The 13,422-nt window shown below is 66.4% G+C and carries 15 protein-coding genes and 1 tRNA gene; 4 read left to right on the top strand and 12 right to left on the bottom strand.

What is annotated here, in order from left to right; translation table 11 throughout:
• Window positions 1-264: 264 nt before the first annotated feature.
• Window positions 265-624: a cell cycle two-component system response regulator CpdR gene (gene cpdR / locus ACQKLX_RS03095; protein WP_038363805.1), complete on the top strand. Its 360-nt coding sequence runs from the start codon at window positions 265-267 to the stop codon at window positions 622-624.
• Between the two features lie 123 nt (window positions 625-747).
• Window positions 748-822: transfer RNA gene (locus tag ACQKLX_RS03100), tRNA-Val, on the top strand.
• 64 nt (window positions 823-886) lie between these two features.
• On the opposite strand, the gene ACQKLX_RS03105 is transcribed toward ACQKLX_RS03100, so the two are convergent.
• Complete coding sequence (locus ACQKLX_RS03105; protein WP_427359413.1) at window positions 887-1,777, bottom strand: LysR substrate-binding domain-containing protein; 891 nt, start codon at window positions 1,775-1,777, stop codon at window positions 887-889.
• Window positions 1,778-1,964: 187 nt separating this feature from the next.
• Here ACQKLX_RS03105 and bla point away from each other — a divergent pair, with 187 nt between their 5' ends.
• Complete coding sequence (gene bla / locus ACQKLX_RS03110; protein WP_427359415.1) at window positions 1,965-2,834, top strand: class A beta-lactamase; 870 nt, start codon at window positions 1,965-1,967, stop codon at window positions 2,832-2,834.
• Between the two features lie 119 nt (window positions 2,835-2,953).
• On the top strand, window positions 2,954-3,199 hold the full coding sequence (locus tag ACQKLX_RS03115) for a hypothetical protein (RefSeq protein ID WP_427359417.1): 246 nt from the start codon (window positions 2,954-2,956) through the stop codon (window positions 3,197-3,199).
• A 6-nt stretch (window positions 3,200-3,205) separates the two neighbouring features.
• Here the strand turns inward: ACQKLX_RS03115 and maiA are convergent, their stop codons facing one another.
• From maiA to ACQKLX_RS03170, 11 genes are all read right to left on the bottom strand, one after another.
• Window positions 3,206-3,838, bottom strand: a complete 633-nt coding sequence (gene maiA, locus ACQKLX_RS03120; protein WP_427359418.1) for a maleylacetoacetate isomerase — start codon at window positions 3,836-3,838, stop codon at window positions 3,206-3,208.
• Window positions 3,839-3,935: 97 nt separating this feature from the next.
• Window positions 3,936-4,541: an acyloxyacyl hydrolase gene (locus ACQKLX_RS03125; RefSeq protein WP_427359420.1), complete on the bottom strand. Its 606-nt coding sequence runs from the start codon at window positions 4,539-4,541 to the stop codon at window positions 3,936-3,938.
• A 100-nt stretch (window positions 4,542-4,641) separates the two neighbouring features.
• On the bottom strand, window positions 4,642-4,830 hold the full coding sequence (locus ACQKLX_RS03130; protein ID WP_427359422.1) for a twin transmembrane helix small protein: 189 nt from the start codon (window positions 4,828-4,830) through the stop codon (window positions 4,642-4,644).
• An 81-nt stretch (window positions 4,831-4,911) separates the two neighbouring features.
• A complete protein-coding gene (locus tag ACQKLX_RS03135; protein WP_427359424.1) occupies window positions 4,912-5,781 on the bottom strand; it encodes an ABC transporter permease in 870 nt (289 codons plus the stop codon).
• A complete protein-coding gene (locus ACQKLX_RS03140; RefSeq protein ID WP_427359425.1) occupies window positions 5,778-6,827 on the bottom strand; it encodes an ABC transporter substrate-binding protein in 1,050 nt (349 codons plus the stop codon). The genes ACQKLX_RS03135 and ACQKLX_RS03140 overlap by 4 nt, the downstream gene beginning before the upstream one ends.
• A 34-nt stretch (window positions 6,828-6,861) precedes the next feature.
• Window positions 6,862-7,914 (bottom strand): ABC transporter ATP-binding protein, encoded by a 1,053-nt coding sequence (locus ACQKLX_RS03145; protein WP_427359427.1) that lies wholly within the window; start codon window positions 7,912-7,914, stop codon window positions 6,862-6,864.
• Entirely contained in the window at window positions 7,914-8,729 is an 816-nt protein-coding gene (locus ACQKLX_RS03150) for an ABC transporter permease (protein ID WP_427359428.1), read from the bottom strand. Before ACQKLX_RS03150 ends, ACQKLX_RS03145 begins: the two co-directional genes overlap by 1 nt.
• A 33-nt stretch (window positions 8,730-8,762) precedes the next feature.
• Window positions 8,763-9,998: a metal-dependent hydrolase family protein gene (locus ACQKLX_RS03155; protein ID WP_427359430.1), complete on the bottom strand. Its 1,236-nt coding sequence runs from the start codon at window positions 9,996-9,998 to the stop codon at window positions 8,763-8,765.
• A gap of 99 nt (window positions 9,999-10,097) precedes the next feature.
• Window positions 10,098-11,378, bottom strand: a complete 1,281-nt coding sequence (locus ACQKLX_RS03160; RefSeq protein WP_427359431.1) for a glycosyltransferase family protein — start codon at window positions 11,376-11,378, stop codon at window positions 10,098-10,100.
• A 93-nt stretch (window positions 11,379-11,471) separates the two neighbouring features.
• The gene (locus ACQKLX_RS03165) at window positions 11,472-12,263 is read right to left on the bottom strand and encodes a polysaccharide deacetylase family protein (protein WP_427359433.1); all 792 of its coding nucleotides are present in this window, start codon (window positions 12,261-12,263) and stop codon (window positions 11,472-11,474) included.
• Complete coding sequence (locus ACQKLX_RS03170; RefSeq protein ID WP_427359434.1) at window positions 12,260-13,399, bottom strand: glycosyltransferase family 4 protein; 1,140 nt, start codon at window positions 13,397-13,399, stop codon at window positions 12,260-12,262. Before ACQKLX_RS03170 ends, ACQKLX_RS03165 begins: the two co-directional genes overlap by 4 nt.
• Window positions 13,400-13,422: the final 23 nt, after the last annotated feature.

The raw sequence follows: 13,422 nt of genomic DNA on the forward strand, positions 1-13,422 counted from the left end.
ATCCCGGTTGAAGGGCCTGACCTTTCGTCATTTGGCTTGCGGGGCTTCACTGGTTGTTTACCGTAATGTCGCCAAATAGAACTGGCTGATCTATCAGGGTGTGTGCGAGCGATGAACTCGCCTCACGCCGGGCTGGACCGGCGAAGCCCGGAATGGCAGGGACGGCCACCCGGTACGAGGGACGACGAGGCGAGCGAATCGGCTTCCGGCCAGGCGGGCAGGTGGCGTGGGCTCGGCGCAACATCACGGACGAAGCAAGGCGCCATGACGAAGATTCTCCTGGCCGAAGACGACAACGACATGCGCCGCTTCCTGGTGAAGGCGCTGCAGAATGCGGGCTACGACGTCGCCTCGTTCGACAACGGGCTATCGGCCTATAACCGGCTGCGCGAGGAGCCGTTCGAGCTGCTGCTGACCGACATCGTCATGCCCGAAATGGACGGCATCGAGCTGGCGCGCCGCGCCACCGAGCTCGATCCCGACATCAAGGTGATGTTCATCACCGGTTTCGCGGCGGTCGCGCTCAATCCGGATTCGCAGACACCGAAGGATGCCAAGGTGCTGTCGAAGCCCTTCCATCTGCGCGAACTGGTCAACGAGGTCGAGAAGCTGCTGGCGGCGTGACGGTTTCCTGCAAGGAAGCCGATTAAGCGCCTTGCAAGGCGCGCACGCCTCCGCTATAGCCCCTCCACCTCGCAGCGATGCCGCCCCCGGGCCGGTGTCGTTCCGGACGCCTTCGGGCGAAACGGGCGCGTAGCTCAGCGGGAGAGCACTACGTTGACATCGTAGGGGTCACAGGTTCGATCCCTGTCGCGCCCACCATTTTCCTCCTTGGATCCAAGGACAGACGGCCGCCCTACCGGGCGGCCGTTTTGCTTATGGCGGGTCAGTCCGCTGGTGGTGCGGCCTCTTTGCGGCTTTCATCCGTCAGCCAGTCGCGGAAGGCCAGCATGGCCGGCGTCAACGAACGCGATTGCAGCCAGGTCAGCCAGTAGCTGCCGAGCGAGACCGCGATGGGAAAGGGGCGGACCAGCCTGCCATCGTCGAAATAGCGCGAGAACAGCAGCGCCGGCACGAGGGCGACGCCTTCGCCGGCGGCTGCGACCTCGGCCAGGGCGATCGAGGTGTCGAAGACCGGTCCGCGCGCCTGCAACAGCTCGATCCCGGCCGCTTCGCTCCACAGTTTCCATTCATCGGCGCGATAGGAGCGCAGCAGGACCTGTTCGGCGAGATCGGACGGGCGCCTCAGGACGCTTGCCGTGCCTGGCGCGCAGACGGGAGCCATCGGCGCCTCGAACAGGCGCAGTGCCGCCGTGCCGTGCCAGGCGCCGTCGCCGAATCGCAAGGCATAGTCGAGCCCCTCGGCCGCGAGGTCGACGCGGTTGTTGTTGGTGGTGAGCCTGAGGTCGATCTGCGGATGGGCCTGGCGGAAGCCGGCCAGGCGCGGCAGCAGCCAGCCGAGCGTGAAGGTGCCGACCGCGCCGACATTCAACACCTCGACAGGGCGCCCGATTTCGAAGCGCTCGAGCAGCCCGGCGATGCGGTCGAAGCTGTCGCGCAGCGTCGGCAGCAGGCTGCGGCCTTCATCGGTCAGGGCAAGGCCGCGCGGCAGGCGGCGAAAGAGCTCGACGCCGAGCCGTTCCTCCAGCCCCTTCACCTGATGGCTGATCGCGGCCTGGGTGACGCAGAGCTCGATCGCAGCCTTGGTGAAGCTGAGATGGCGGGCCGAGGCTTCGAAGGCGCGCAATGCGTTCAGCGGCAGATGCGGTCGGAGCATGAACGAGCCTTAGGAAATCTAATGGCTCCGTCAAGATATCATCGTTTGCGATTAGGCAAGCCCGCGGCGAGAACAGCGGCGGGCATCGCCCCCACTGCGTGGAACGCGGCGTCCCCACCAGAACCGATTTCCGCTTCCCGCGCCGGCATGCCGCTCGTGAGCGATGGCTGGCGCATGGAGACAACCGATGATCCGACGCCGAGAGCTGCTGATCGGCTCCCTGATGGCCGCGCCCATGCTGGGCGGCCTGCCTGCTTTGGCGCAGGAACGCGAAGACAAGGTGCGCGAAGCGCTGTTCGCGCTCGATCGTAAGCATGGCGGGCGGCTCGGCGTCGCCATCCTCGACAGCGGCACTGGCCGCATCGTCGCCCACCGCGGCGAGGAACGCTTCGCCATGTGCAGCACGTTCAAATTCGTCGCAGCTGCGTTTGCACTGGCGCGGGTCGACCGCGGCGAGGAGGAGCTCGAACGGCGTGTCAGCTACAGCAAGGCCGATCTCATCACCTATTCGCCGGTGACCGAGAAACATGTTGAGAAGGGCCTGACCGTGGCCGAGCTCTGCGATGCGGCGGTCACACTGAGCGACAACACCGCCGGCAATCTCCTGCTGGACTCGTTCGGCGGTTCGAAGGGGCTCACGGACTATATGCGCTCGCTCGGCGACGAGGCGTCGCGGCTCGACCGGCGCGAGCCGGAGCTCAATGAGGCCAGGACCGGCGATCCGCGCGATACGACGACGCCGGTTGCCATGACCGGCGTGCTGCGCCAGATTGTGCTCGGCGGTGCATTGTCGCCGGCGTCGCGCCAGCAGCTGACGGCCTGGCTGGTCGCCAACAAGACCGGCGACAAGCGCTTGCGGGCCGGCGTGCCGAAGGGCTGGCGCATCGGCGAGAAGACCGGGACCGGCAACAACAATGCGACGAACGATATCGGCGTGATCTGGCCGCCCGGCCGAGCACCACTGGTTGTCACGGCCTATTATGCGGAATCGTCTGCAGCCTTCCCCGAGCGCGAAGCCGTGCTGGCGGAAGTCGGGCGGCTCGCCTCCTCGCTCTGAAAAGCAGCAAAAGCCTCAAAAACAGAAGGTCGTTACAGGCCGCCCGTGAGAACTAGCGTCAAAGCGCCGCTTTCATGGCATAATCCCAGCGAATCCCGCACGGCCTGGAGGATCTGACGATGCGTGCGACCTGGCTCATCGCATTGGGGCTGGCAGCTGCCCTCGGCGGCTGCATGACGGCGGCTGAGCAGCGCAGCGCCGATGAAGCGCGCTGCCGTTCCTACGGATTCAAACCGGGAGCGGAGAGCTTCGCCAATTGCCTGCTGGAAGTCGATCTCGACCGTTCGGCTGGCCGGCGGGCAAGGCTGGAGGCGTCCGGCTTCTATGGGTCTTATTGGGGGCCGTGGCCGTATCGGCGCTGGTGAGCGCCGCTACTCGGCGTCGGCCTGACGATCGGGTGCCGCATCGCGGAAGGCGGCGAGTTCCATCGCGGCCGCTTCTGCCTGCAACAGTCGCGGAAATTGCGCGACATCGACCTTGAAGCGCCGGGCGTTGCCGAGCTGCGGCATGAGGCAGATGTCGGCGAGGCTGGGTTCAGAGCCGAAGCAGAAGGGACCGGGATTGTTCGCCGCGAGCCGCTCGCAGGCTGATAGCCCGTCGACATTGACACCGGCTGCCCAGGCCAGCGCCACCGCACCGTCATGGCCGAGCTCGCGCAGCCGGTTGAGCACTTTCAGATTCTGGACCGGATGGGTGTCGCAGGCGATCGCCTGGGCGAAGGCGCGGACCTTGGCCCGCTCCAAGGGCTCCTTCGGCAGCAGCGCCGGGTCCGGGCGGGTCTCGTCGACCCATTCGATGATGGCGAGCGACTGGGTCAGCACTGTGCCATCGTCGAGCTCCAGCGTCGGCACCAGCCCCTGCGGGTTGAGGGCGAGATAGGCGGGGTCGCGCTGCTCGCCATGGCGCAGATGGTGCGAGACGTGCTCGACGTCGACGCCCTTGAGATTGAGCGCGATGCGCACGCGCCAGGCGGCGGAACTGCGGAAATAGCCATGCAGCTTCATTGTGCCGCCTCCCGGGAAGGCCGGCTCGAGCGACCGGCCGTTTCTTGCTACGCAATTCCGGACGCGGAACCGCTGCACACTTCTGCTGGAATTGCTTCTAGAACGTATAGCCGAGGCGGGCGCCGAAATTCGAGGGGCCGCGCGGATTGCCGGCATTGGCGAGCGGATTGTCCGAGCAGCCGGTCGTGCTGAAATGCTCCAGCGTCGCGATCAGGCTCCAGCGATCGCTGAGGCGGAAGCCGAGGGCGGCGGCGCTGCGCGCGCCGGTATTGCAGCCGACATTCAGGCGGTTCTCGGGGATGACGGCGCCGGTCTTGCCGTTGTTGACGGCAGCGCCGAGGCTGGCCTCGAGGAAGACCGATTGCGAGACGTCGAAGGTCCAGGTCGCGCCGGCATAGGCGTATTGCGTGCCGTTGACGTTGAGGCTGGAGCCGAGATGGAAGCGCGGCACGAAGGCGTTGGCGAAGCGGTCGTTCAGCGTGGCGATGCGTGGCGTCAGGATCTCACCGCCGAAGTTCACAAGGCCGCTCTCGCGCCCGCCGGGATTGGCAGCACCCAATCCGAAGCGTGCTTCCCAGGCCGGGGCGGGCGCTTCCGTGGCGGGGGCGTAGCCGAGCGCGCGGGTGCCGCCGCGGTCGCCCTGCGCCAGCGCGGGCGCAGACAGGACCGAGAAGGCAACGAACAGCGACGCGACGCGAACCATGGCGGTGAGTTGGGCTTTCGGCGGAGGTTTTAAAGGTTAGAGAGGCGCAGAGAGTGGTGGCCGCAATGTGACGACGCCAGCCTTACGCACCGCGGAACGATCAGCCAGAGCGCCACCAGAGCACGCCGAGGATCACCAGGATCGCGACGAATTGCAGCACCACGCGTAGCCGCATCAGCTTCTGCGAGGTGTTGGAGCTGCCGCCGCGCAGCATGTTGACCAGGCCGAGCAGCAGCACGACGGCGACGGCACCGACAGCGATCGGGACGATGGCGGAGGAGACGTTCATCGCCGTGCTTTAATCCTCGCGGGGGCGGTTGACCAGCATGGCCGTGGCGGCGAAGCGCCACAGCCGTGGAGAACAGCCAGGCTAGCGATAGCGCCGCTGCACGATCAGATTGGCGGCGATGGTGAGCAGCAGCGTCGCCGTCATCAGGATGAAGGAGATGGCGCCGCCGAAGGGCCAGTTGTTCTGCTGGGCAAACTGGCCGTAGACCAGCGGGCCCATGGTCTGGAATTTCGGGCCGCCGAGCAGGACCGGGGTGGCATAGGCGTTCATCGCCAGGATGAAGGTCAGGATCGTGCCGGCGAGGATGCCGGGCATGGCGAGCGGCCAGAGCACGCGGGCGAACATCGCGGCCGGGCCGGCGCCGAGGCTGAAGGCGGCCTCCTCGACATTGCGATTGATGCCCTCGATCACACTCTGCAGCGTCAGCACCATGAAGGGCAGGTTGACCGCGATGATGCCGATGATCACGGCGGTCTCGGTGAACATGATCTCGAGCGGCTGGTCGATGACCCCCAGGCCCATCAGCGAGGCATTGAGCGCCCCCTTGCTGCCGAAAGCTGTCATCCAGCCGGCGGCGCGCACGGCGTTGCCGACGAAGAGCGGCAGCACCACCAGCATGATCAGGAGGTTCTTGAAGCGGCTCTCGGTGCGCGCCAGCACATAGGCGAGCGGGAAGCCCATGACCAAACAGACGACGGTGCAGATCACCGCGACGCGGACGGTCCGCCAGAGCACGTTGAGATAGAAGGCGTCGGTGAAGAACTTGACGTAGTTCTCGATCGTCAGCCCGTCGACCATGAACTGGCCGGGAATGAACTGGTTGAGCGAGTAGCGGAACAGGATCGCGATCGGGCCGATCAGCCCGATCGCGACGAAGATCGTTGCCGGGACGACAAGCATCCCGGCAAGGCTGGTGCGTGCACCCGCGACTGGTTCGGGAGCTGCGCTCACCCCTTGAACACCTTGTCCCACCATTCCTTCATCGCGGAGTCGTTCTTGGCGAGGAAGGCGTAGTCGAGATCCTTGATGCGCTTCTCCTCGTCCGGGGTGAAGCCGATACGCTTTTGCAGGTCGGGTGCGACGGAGAGGCCGGAGACGGTGCCGTTATAGCCCATGTCGACCGCGAAGGCCTCCTGCGGCTCCTTGGCCAGCATCGCGTTCATATAGGCGTAGGCGTTCTCCTTGTTGGGCGCGTTCTTGGCGATGACGAAGCCGGAGACATAAGCCGGGATGCCCTCGACCGGGGAGACGGCCTCGCAGGGGATGCCGGCGTTCTGCCATTGCACCACGCGCGCCTTCCAGATCGCGCTGATGCCGACTTCCTCGTTCTTCATCGCTTGGGCGAAGGCCTCGTTGGTCGGGTAGACGCGCGCGCCGGCCTTCTTGACCGCGAGCAGGACCTCCTTGGCCTTGTCGATGTCGTTCATGCTGGCGCCGTTGGTGGCGGCCATCGAGGCGGCGATCATGATCGCCTGGTACTGGATGTCGATGAAGCCGATCTTGTTGCCCCATTTCGGATCGAGCCAGTCCTTGAAGCCGGTCGGGGCCGGGCTGATCAGCTTGGGATTGTAGATGACGACGTTGCCGGAATAGATGTGCCCGATGCCGTACGGATACTTCATCGTTGGCAACAGGTTCTTGGCGTTCGGGATCTTGGCGTAGTCGAGCGGCTCGGTGACTCCCGCCTCGTTCATCTCGAACATGTTGGCTGCCGAGAAGCCCTGGATGTCGACCGTGCCGCGCGGCAGGCGGCGCTCGGCCACCATCTTGGCGCGGCGCGGCGCGTCGCCGGCCTGATCCTGCACCACTTCGAGGCCCTTGGGCTTCAGCAGCGGGTCCTCGATGTTCTTCGTCAGCAGGCGGGCATAGTCGCCGCCCCAGGTGCCGACCACGACCTTGCCGCCGGATTGTGCCTGCGCGGCGCCACCGAGCGCAGGCATAGCAACCGCTGCACCGGCCAAGCCCTTCAGGACATCGCGTCTGTCGATCTTTTTCATGTTCGTTCCCCTGTTGGACGCCCGTCGAGCTGGTTCAGGGCTCGCGCGGATAGACGAGCCCGGCGTCTTCGGCCCAGCCTATCGTGATCATGTCGCCCGGCTTCGGTTCGGCCGCGCCCGGGCGGTTGGGTACCTGCAGCAGGATGCGATCCTGCTCGCTCAGCCGGACGTCGATGTCGAGCAATGCACCGAGATAGGAGACGTGCTCGACCCGCGCCGGGAAGCGGTTGGCGCAGGCCGCAGCGTCCGTGCCGATGGCGAGGCGCTCGGGCCGGAGCGCCAGCGTCGCCGGGCCGGTCGTGGCTGCCTTGCAATTGATGTCGAGGCCTCCCTCACTGCGGAAGCGCCCGCCGGTCGCTTCGCCTTCGAGAAAGGCGCTGCGGCCGATGAAGCCGGCGACGAAGCGGTCGGCCGGCTTCTCGTAGAGCTCGCGCTGCGAGCCGATCTGGCGGACCTTGCCCTTCTCCATCACCACCAGCCGGTCGGCCATGGTGAGGGCCTCTTCCTGATCGTGCGTGACCATGATCGTGGTCAAGCCGAGCTTGCGCTGCAGGTCGCGGATCTCGACGCGGACTTCCTGCCGGAGCTTGGCGTCGAGATTGGAGAGCGGCTCGTCGAGCAGCAGCACGTCCGGTTCCATGGCGAGGGCGCGAGCGAGCGCGACGCGCTGCTGCTGGCCGCCGGAGAGCTGGCGCGGATAGCGCTCGTCGAGGCCGGTCAGGCGGACGAGCCGCAAGGCCTCGGTAACCCGCGGCGCGCGGTCGGCCGGCGCGATCTTGCGCATCTCCAGGCCGAAGGCGACGTTCTCGGCGACCGTCATATGCGGGAAGAGCGCATAGGACTGGAAGACCAGGCCGCAATTGCGCTTCCAGGGCGGCAGATTGGTGACGTCGCGCTCGCCGATGGTGATCTTGCCGGCGGTCGGCTGGATGAAGCCGGCGACCATGCGCAGGGTCGTGGTCTTGCCGCAGCCGGAGGGGCCGAGCAGGACGAGGAACTCGCCCTCGGCGATGTCGATGCTGCAATCGTCGACGGCGGTGAACTCGCCATAGACCTTGCGCAGGTGGCTGATCGACAATCTGGCCATCAGACCACCCGGCTCAGCTTGACGTAACGGTCTGTGACGATCATCGCCGCTCCGATCAGGACGATCTGGATGACCGAGGCGGCGGCGACCGTCGGATCGATCTTCCATTCGAGGTATTGCAGGATCGCGATCGGCAGGGTCGTTCGGCCGGGCCCGACCAGGAACAGGCTCATCTCGAGATTGCCGAAGGAGGTGACGAAGCCGAAGAGCGAGCCGGCGACGAGGCCCGGCCTGATGCTCGGCAGGGTGATGCGGCGAAAGGTCGTCCAGGGGCCGGCGCCGAGATTCTGCGCGGCTTCCTCGATGGTGCGATCGAAGCCGGCGAGGCTGGCGGTGACGAGCTTCACCACCCAGGGGATGACGACGAGGCTATGGGCCGCGACGAGGCCGCCGAGCGAGCCCAGTACCGGCAGGCCCGTATTGATCTCGGTCTCGATCTGGAAGACGTAGAGCGAGGTGCCGAGCACGATGCCGGGCATCACCAGCGGCAGCAGCAGCAGGGTATTGATCGCAGGGCCGAGCGCGATGCGATGGCGCATCAAAGCGAGGCTGGCCGGCACACCGAGCAGGAGCCCGATCAGGGTCGCGAGCACCCCGACCTGCAGGCTGAGGATGAAGCCGTCGACGAAGGGCTTGTTGTTCGCCGCCGCCTGGAACCACTTGAGCGAATAGCCCTCCGGCGGGAAGGACGGGATTTCCTGGCGGAAGAAGGCGAGCCAGACGACGAAGAACAGCGGCATCAGGATGAAGCCGAGCGAGAGCGTGGCGGCGCCGTTCAGCGCGAGACGTCCCAGGCTGGGTCGCGCGACGCTCAAATTGCTGCCCTCTTCATAACCAGCTACCCGCTCTCAGTGGAGCGTATTCTTGTGGAACGCGCCACCCTTCATGATCACGGGCAGCTTCGCGCCCTGATCCTGGAACAGCTCCAGGCTCTTCAGCGGATCGCCGTCGACCAGGATGATGTCGGCATAGGCCCCTGCACGTAGCGTGCCGAGCTTGCCTTCCATGCGCAGCAATTGCGCGCCGACCGAGGTGGCCGAGCGGATGATCTCGATCGGCGACAGCACCTCGCGGCGCAGCAGGAATTCGCGCGACTGGTCGACCTGGAGCTGGCCGAGCAGGTCGGAGCCATAGGCGACCGGCACGCCGGCGCGCTTGCAGATCTCGAGGGATTTCAGGCCGCCATCGATGACGAGGTCGTTCTTGGCCAGCATGTCGGCATTCATGCCGAACTCGGCGGCACGTTCCCGCATCGCATAGTAGGCGACGAGATTGGCGGTCAGGAACATGTTGTTCTGCGCCATCAGCTTGGCTGAGGCGTCGTCGATCAGATTGCCATGCTCGATGGCGCGCACGCCGCATTGCGCGGCGCGAGTGATCGCTTCGGGCGTATAGGCATGGGCGCAGACATAGCGGCCGAAGGCCTTGGCCTCGGTGACGGCGGCGGTGACCTCCTCGACCGTGAACTGCATGGAGTCGAGCGGGTCGTAAGGGCTTGCGACGCCGCCGGACATCATGATCTTGATGTGGTCGGCGCCTAACCGCATCTGCTCGCGCGTCGACTTGATGACGGAGGAGACGCCGTCGGAGATGTTCATCGAATAGGCCATGGCGTTGCAGCAATGGCAGCGCGAGCCGAAATCGGTGCGCCGGCGCGGATCGCTATGGCCGCCGGTCGGGCCGATCGCGGCGCCGGCGATGAACAGGCGAGGGCCGGGGACATCGCCCTTCTCGACCGCTTCCTTGATGCCCCAGTCGGCGCCGCCGGTATCGCGCACCGAGGTGAAGCCGCGGTCGATCATGCCCTTCATCAAGCGTGCGGCGCGGGCGGTGGCCAGCGTCAGCGGCACCTTCTCCAGCAGGGGAATCGAGACTTCCGACAGCATGACATGGACATGGCTGTCGATCAGGCCGGGCATCAAAGTGCGCCCGCCGCAATCGATCACATCAGCCTTGTCGGCCTTGATCGACTTGTCCGAGACTTCGCGGATCAGCTCGCCTTCGACGAGCAGCTCATGGCCCTTGCGCAGCTCGCCGTGATCGGGCTCCAGCATCGCGAAATTGCGGAACAGGACCTGCGTCATGGCGATGTCTCCCGGCAAAGCTCCTGATATATTATGAGCTTCGCCAGCGGTGTCCATCGCGCCTTGCGCGTAATGGAGCGGCAGAGTCGCCTTTTCTGATCAGCCAGCGGCGGCGTTCTGCGCCAGCGCCCGCCCGCGGACCGGCAGCGAGAGATCGTCGGCGAGGGCGCGATTGATCGCCGGCAGCCCATCGAGCAGGTCCGGCAGGAAGGCTTGCGAGGGCGGCAGGCGCTTGGGCAGCGCGTGCAGCGCCTTGGCCATTTGCATCGGGTCGCGCGTGCTGGCGCCTGTCTGGGTCGGGTCGAACAGCACGTCGATCAGGCGCAGGCTGTCGGCGCGCTCGGCCCGGATCGCCTGCTCAAGGCGCGGCCGGACGCGCGGCACGATCAGCGCCGGCTTGTCGAAGGAGAGGATTTCGCAAAAGGTGTTGTAGCCACCCATGGCGACGACGCAGTGAGCGCGGTTCATCAGGAGTTCGAGGCGCGGCTCGAAGCCGATGCTCTCCAGCTTCGGCAGCTTGGCTATGCGCTCGGTGAACTCCTTGCGCTTCTCGCGCGACATGAACGGGCCGAAGACGATCAGCGCCGGCAATTCGATGGTCGGATCGGCCTCATAGGCAGAGATCACCCAGTCGATCACACCGGCGCCGTCGCCGCCGCCGCCAGGCGTCACCAGGATGAATGGGCCCTTGGTGATGCGCGGATGCCGGTTCGGCGGCATCGGCGAGGGCACGGCGCGCTTGAGATAGCCGGTATAGCGGATCTTGTCGGCGAAGAGATGCTGGTTCGGCAAGCCGTCGAGCGGCCGGTAGATGCTGTCGAGCCCGTAGACCCAGATGTCGTCATAGGTATTGGCGAGCACGTCGAGCGCACCGCTCTGGCGCCATTCCTCGTGCAGCTTGGTCGGTTCGTCGAGCACGTCGCGCAGGCCGAGCACGATACGGGCACCGCGCCGGCGCAGGATCTCGAGCGAGGGGATGAGCTCGCCGCGCAGGCCGATCGGCTCCTTGTCGACGATGACGATGTCCGGGTCGAAGGAGAGCACCGTCTGCTTGATCAGGTCGGTGCGCAGCCGGATCGTGTCGGCGAGCTCGAGGTTGAGATGATGCGGCAGATAGCGGCCGTCGCTCTGCTTCTCGATGCCGGGGATGCGGACATAGTCGACGCCGTCGCCGAACTGGAAGCTCGAGATCATCGACGAGCCGGAGACGATGATCACTGATATATGAGGGTAGCTCGCGACGAGCGAATTGGCGATCGCCCGGCAGCGGCGGATATGGCCGAGACCGAAGGTGTCGTGGCTATAGATCAGGACGCGCGGTGCATGCGGGCTGCATGGCGGGCGGCGCACCCCGCTATCGTCGATCAGACTGAGCCCCATGCGTCCGTCGCGTCCTCTGCTTGAAGGTCAGATGGCCTTCGGGGGACGCAAGAACGCACCCGAACTGGCCAAAACCATAGCGCTGCCGGCGCGTCAATCCAAGCCCATTGCCGAGTAGGTTGTCGCGCCGAAGAGCGTATCGGGACCGGAGAATGCGACGGCTGCATGACCGGACAGCCGTGACAGCAGATTCGTGAGGAAGCTCCACGTGGTGCTGTCGTGATCGTGATGGTGCAGCAGCAGGCCGAAAGGTTGGCCTGGCTCGGGCTTCGCCTGGTTCTCGGCGAGCAGTCCAACCATCTCGGCCAGGAGGTCGGCGGGCTGCCGTCCGACACGGCCATGATGCCAGTCGATGAGGTCGAGATCGGTGTTGACTAGGCGTGGGCCGCTGGCGGGACCGAGCCCGAAGTTGCGAAAGCAGGACAGGCCGGCGAAGCCGAGCCCTGGAAGCTCCGCCGCGACATCCGGATGAATGCGGTTCCATGGCGGCACGAAGACGGGAAGGACAGCATCGCCGAACAGCTGGCGCAGGCGCTGCTGGCCTATGGCGATCTCGGCGAGGATGTCTGGGAGCGGCCGATGCAGGCCGAATTCGCTCTTCTTTTCGCCCGCCGGCGCATGGTTGCGATGCCAGGAACCATGCTGGCAGGGCCGCAGAAGCGGCGCGGTTTCGAGCCGCCGCGCCAGCGCCTCCTGCGCCAGCATCGGGATCGAGGCCAGCAGGACCGGGACCGCGAAGCGCTCGGCGAGAGCGACGAGCCGGTCGAGCTGGTCGCTGGGCACGGTCGCGTCGTCGTCGCGCAGCCAGAGCTCGAGGCGCCTGCCGGCTTCCGCCCAGCGATCGAGCTCGGCGAGCAGGGCGGCCCAGGCGGCTTCCTCGGTCACGGTATCACCTCCGAGGTCCTGCGATCATGCCGGGCGATGGCGGCGTCCAGCGCCTCGGCGAGGATCATGCGCGCGCTGTCGCCATTGCGCTCCCCGCGGGCAAAGCTCCGGGCGGCCGCGCCCATGCCGACGCGCAGTGCGGGATCGCCGATCAGACGAGCGATGGTCTCCGCCAGCGCGTCGTCGTCGCCATGAGGCGCGAGCAGGGCGGTGCGGTCGCGCGCGACCACGGCAGGCACGCCGCCGCTGTCCAGCGCCGCGACGGGGAGCCCCGCCGCCTGCGCTTCGAGATAGACCACGCCATAGGCCTCGTTCAGGCCGGGCCAGACGAAGAGGTCGTGCGTCGTGAGTTGGCCGAGGATGTCGGCGCGAGCCTGTTTCCCGAGGAAGCTGACCCGGCCAGGCGAGAAACCTGCGAAGGCATCCTCGACGGCGGCACGTTCTGGTCCGTCGCCGATCAGGGTCAGCGTCCATGGCAGGTCGGCGATACGGGCCAGCGTGCGGGCGAGGAAGTGGTAGCAGGCGGCCTTGTTGCCCTGACGCATCATTGCGACGGCGATCAGCCGGACAGGTTCTTCGTCTGCACGAAGTGCGGCGGTACGCTCAGGAATCTTGTCGACGCCGAGCAGGAAGGGGGGCAGCTCGACTATGCGGTCCGGCTCCGGGATGAGCCGGCTCAGGCCTTCGCGGTCGCGTCGGGTCATGCACAGATGCAGATCGGCGCGCAGGATCGCGGTGCGGGCGAGGGCGGCGGCCTCGGCCCAAGGCCCGTCGAAGCGCTTCTGCGCATCGCTGGCCTCGGCGACGAGATAGGGCAGGTCAAAGCGCTCGGCGAGGGCAGGGCCGATCAGATCCGGCGCGCGATAATGGCAGTGATAGGTGAAGATGAGGTCGGGTCGAGCCTCCGGCGCCCGCCAGCGTTCCGTCAGGGAGGCGATCACGCCCCGTGCGACGCCCTTGTGAGCCGCGAGCAGCGCCGGATCGGGCTGGCGCATGAAGCTGCGTTCGGCGGGGACGATCGCGACGGCGTGGCCGAGGCTTTCCAGCAGCGTTACCAGCTGGCGCGCCATCAGCCGGTCGCCCGAGGGAGCACCGTCGCCATAGCGGTTCAGCGGCGTGTGGAAGGCGATCTTCACGACTGGTTTGCGATGGGGCGAGC

This window comes from Allobosea sp. NPDC003192, assembly GCF_050275675.1.
Lineage (GTDB): Bacteria > Pseudomonadota > Alphaproteobacteria > Rhizobiales > Beijerinckiaceae > Allobosea.

Excerpts from the sequence above, each read along its gene's own strand:
- cpdR (WP_038363805.1), top strand. The coding sequence starts at position 265 with ATGACGAAGATTCTCCTGGCCGAAGACGACAACGACATGCGCCGCTTC.
- ACQKLX_RS03105 (WP_427359413.1), bottom strand. The coding sequence starts at position 1,777 with ATGCTCCGACCGCATCTGCCGCTGAACGCATTGCGCGCCTTCGAAGCC.
- bla (WP_427359415.1), top strand. The coding sequence starts at position 1,965 with ATGATCCGACGCCGAGAGCTGCTGATCGGCTCCCTGATGGCCGCGCCC.
- ACQKLX_RS03115 (WP_427359417.1), top strand. The coding sequence starts at position 2,954 with ATGCGTGCGACCTGGCTCATCGCATTGGGGCTGGCAGCTGCCCTCGGC.
- maiA (WP_427359418.1), bottom strand. The coding sequence starts at position 3,838 with ATGAAGCTGCATGGCTATTTCCGCAGTTCCGCCGCCTGGCGCGTGCGC.
- ACQKLX_RS03125 (WP_427359420.1), bottom strand. The coding sequence starts at position 4,541 with ATGGTTCGCGTCGCGTCGCTGTTCGTTGCCTTCTCGGTCCTGTCTGCG.
- ACQKLX_RS03130 (WP_427359422.1), bottom strand. The coding sequence starts at position 4,830 with ATGAACGTCTCCTCCGCCATCGTCCCGATCGCTGTCGGTGCCGTCGCC.
- ACQKLX_RS03140 (WP_427359425.1), bottom strand. The coding sequence starts at position 6,827 with ATGAAAAAGATCGACAGACGCGATGTCCTGAAGGGCTTGGCCGGTGCA.
- ACQKLX_RS03145 (WP_427359427.1), bottom strand. The coding sequence starts at position 7,914 with ATGGCCAGATTGTCGATCAGCCACCTGCGCAAGGTCTATGGCGAGTTC.
- ACQKLX_RS03155 (WP_427359430.1), bottom strand. The coding sequence starts at position 9,998 with ATGACGCAGGTCCTGTTCCGCAATTTCGCGATGCTGGAGCCCGATCAC.
- ACQKLX_RS03160 (WP_427359431.1), bottom strand. The coding sequence starts at position 11,378 with ATGGGGCTCAGTCTGATCGACGATAGCGGGGTGCGCCGCCCGCCATGC.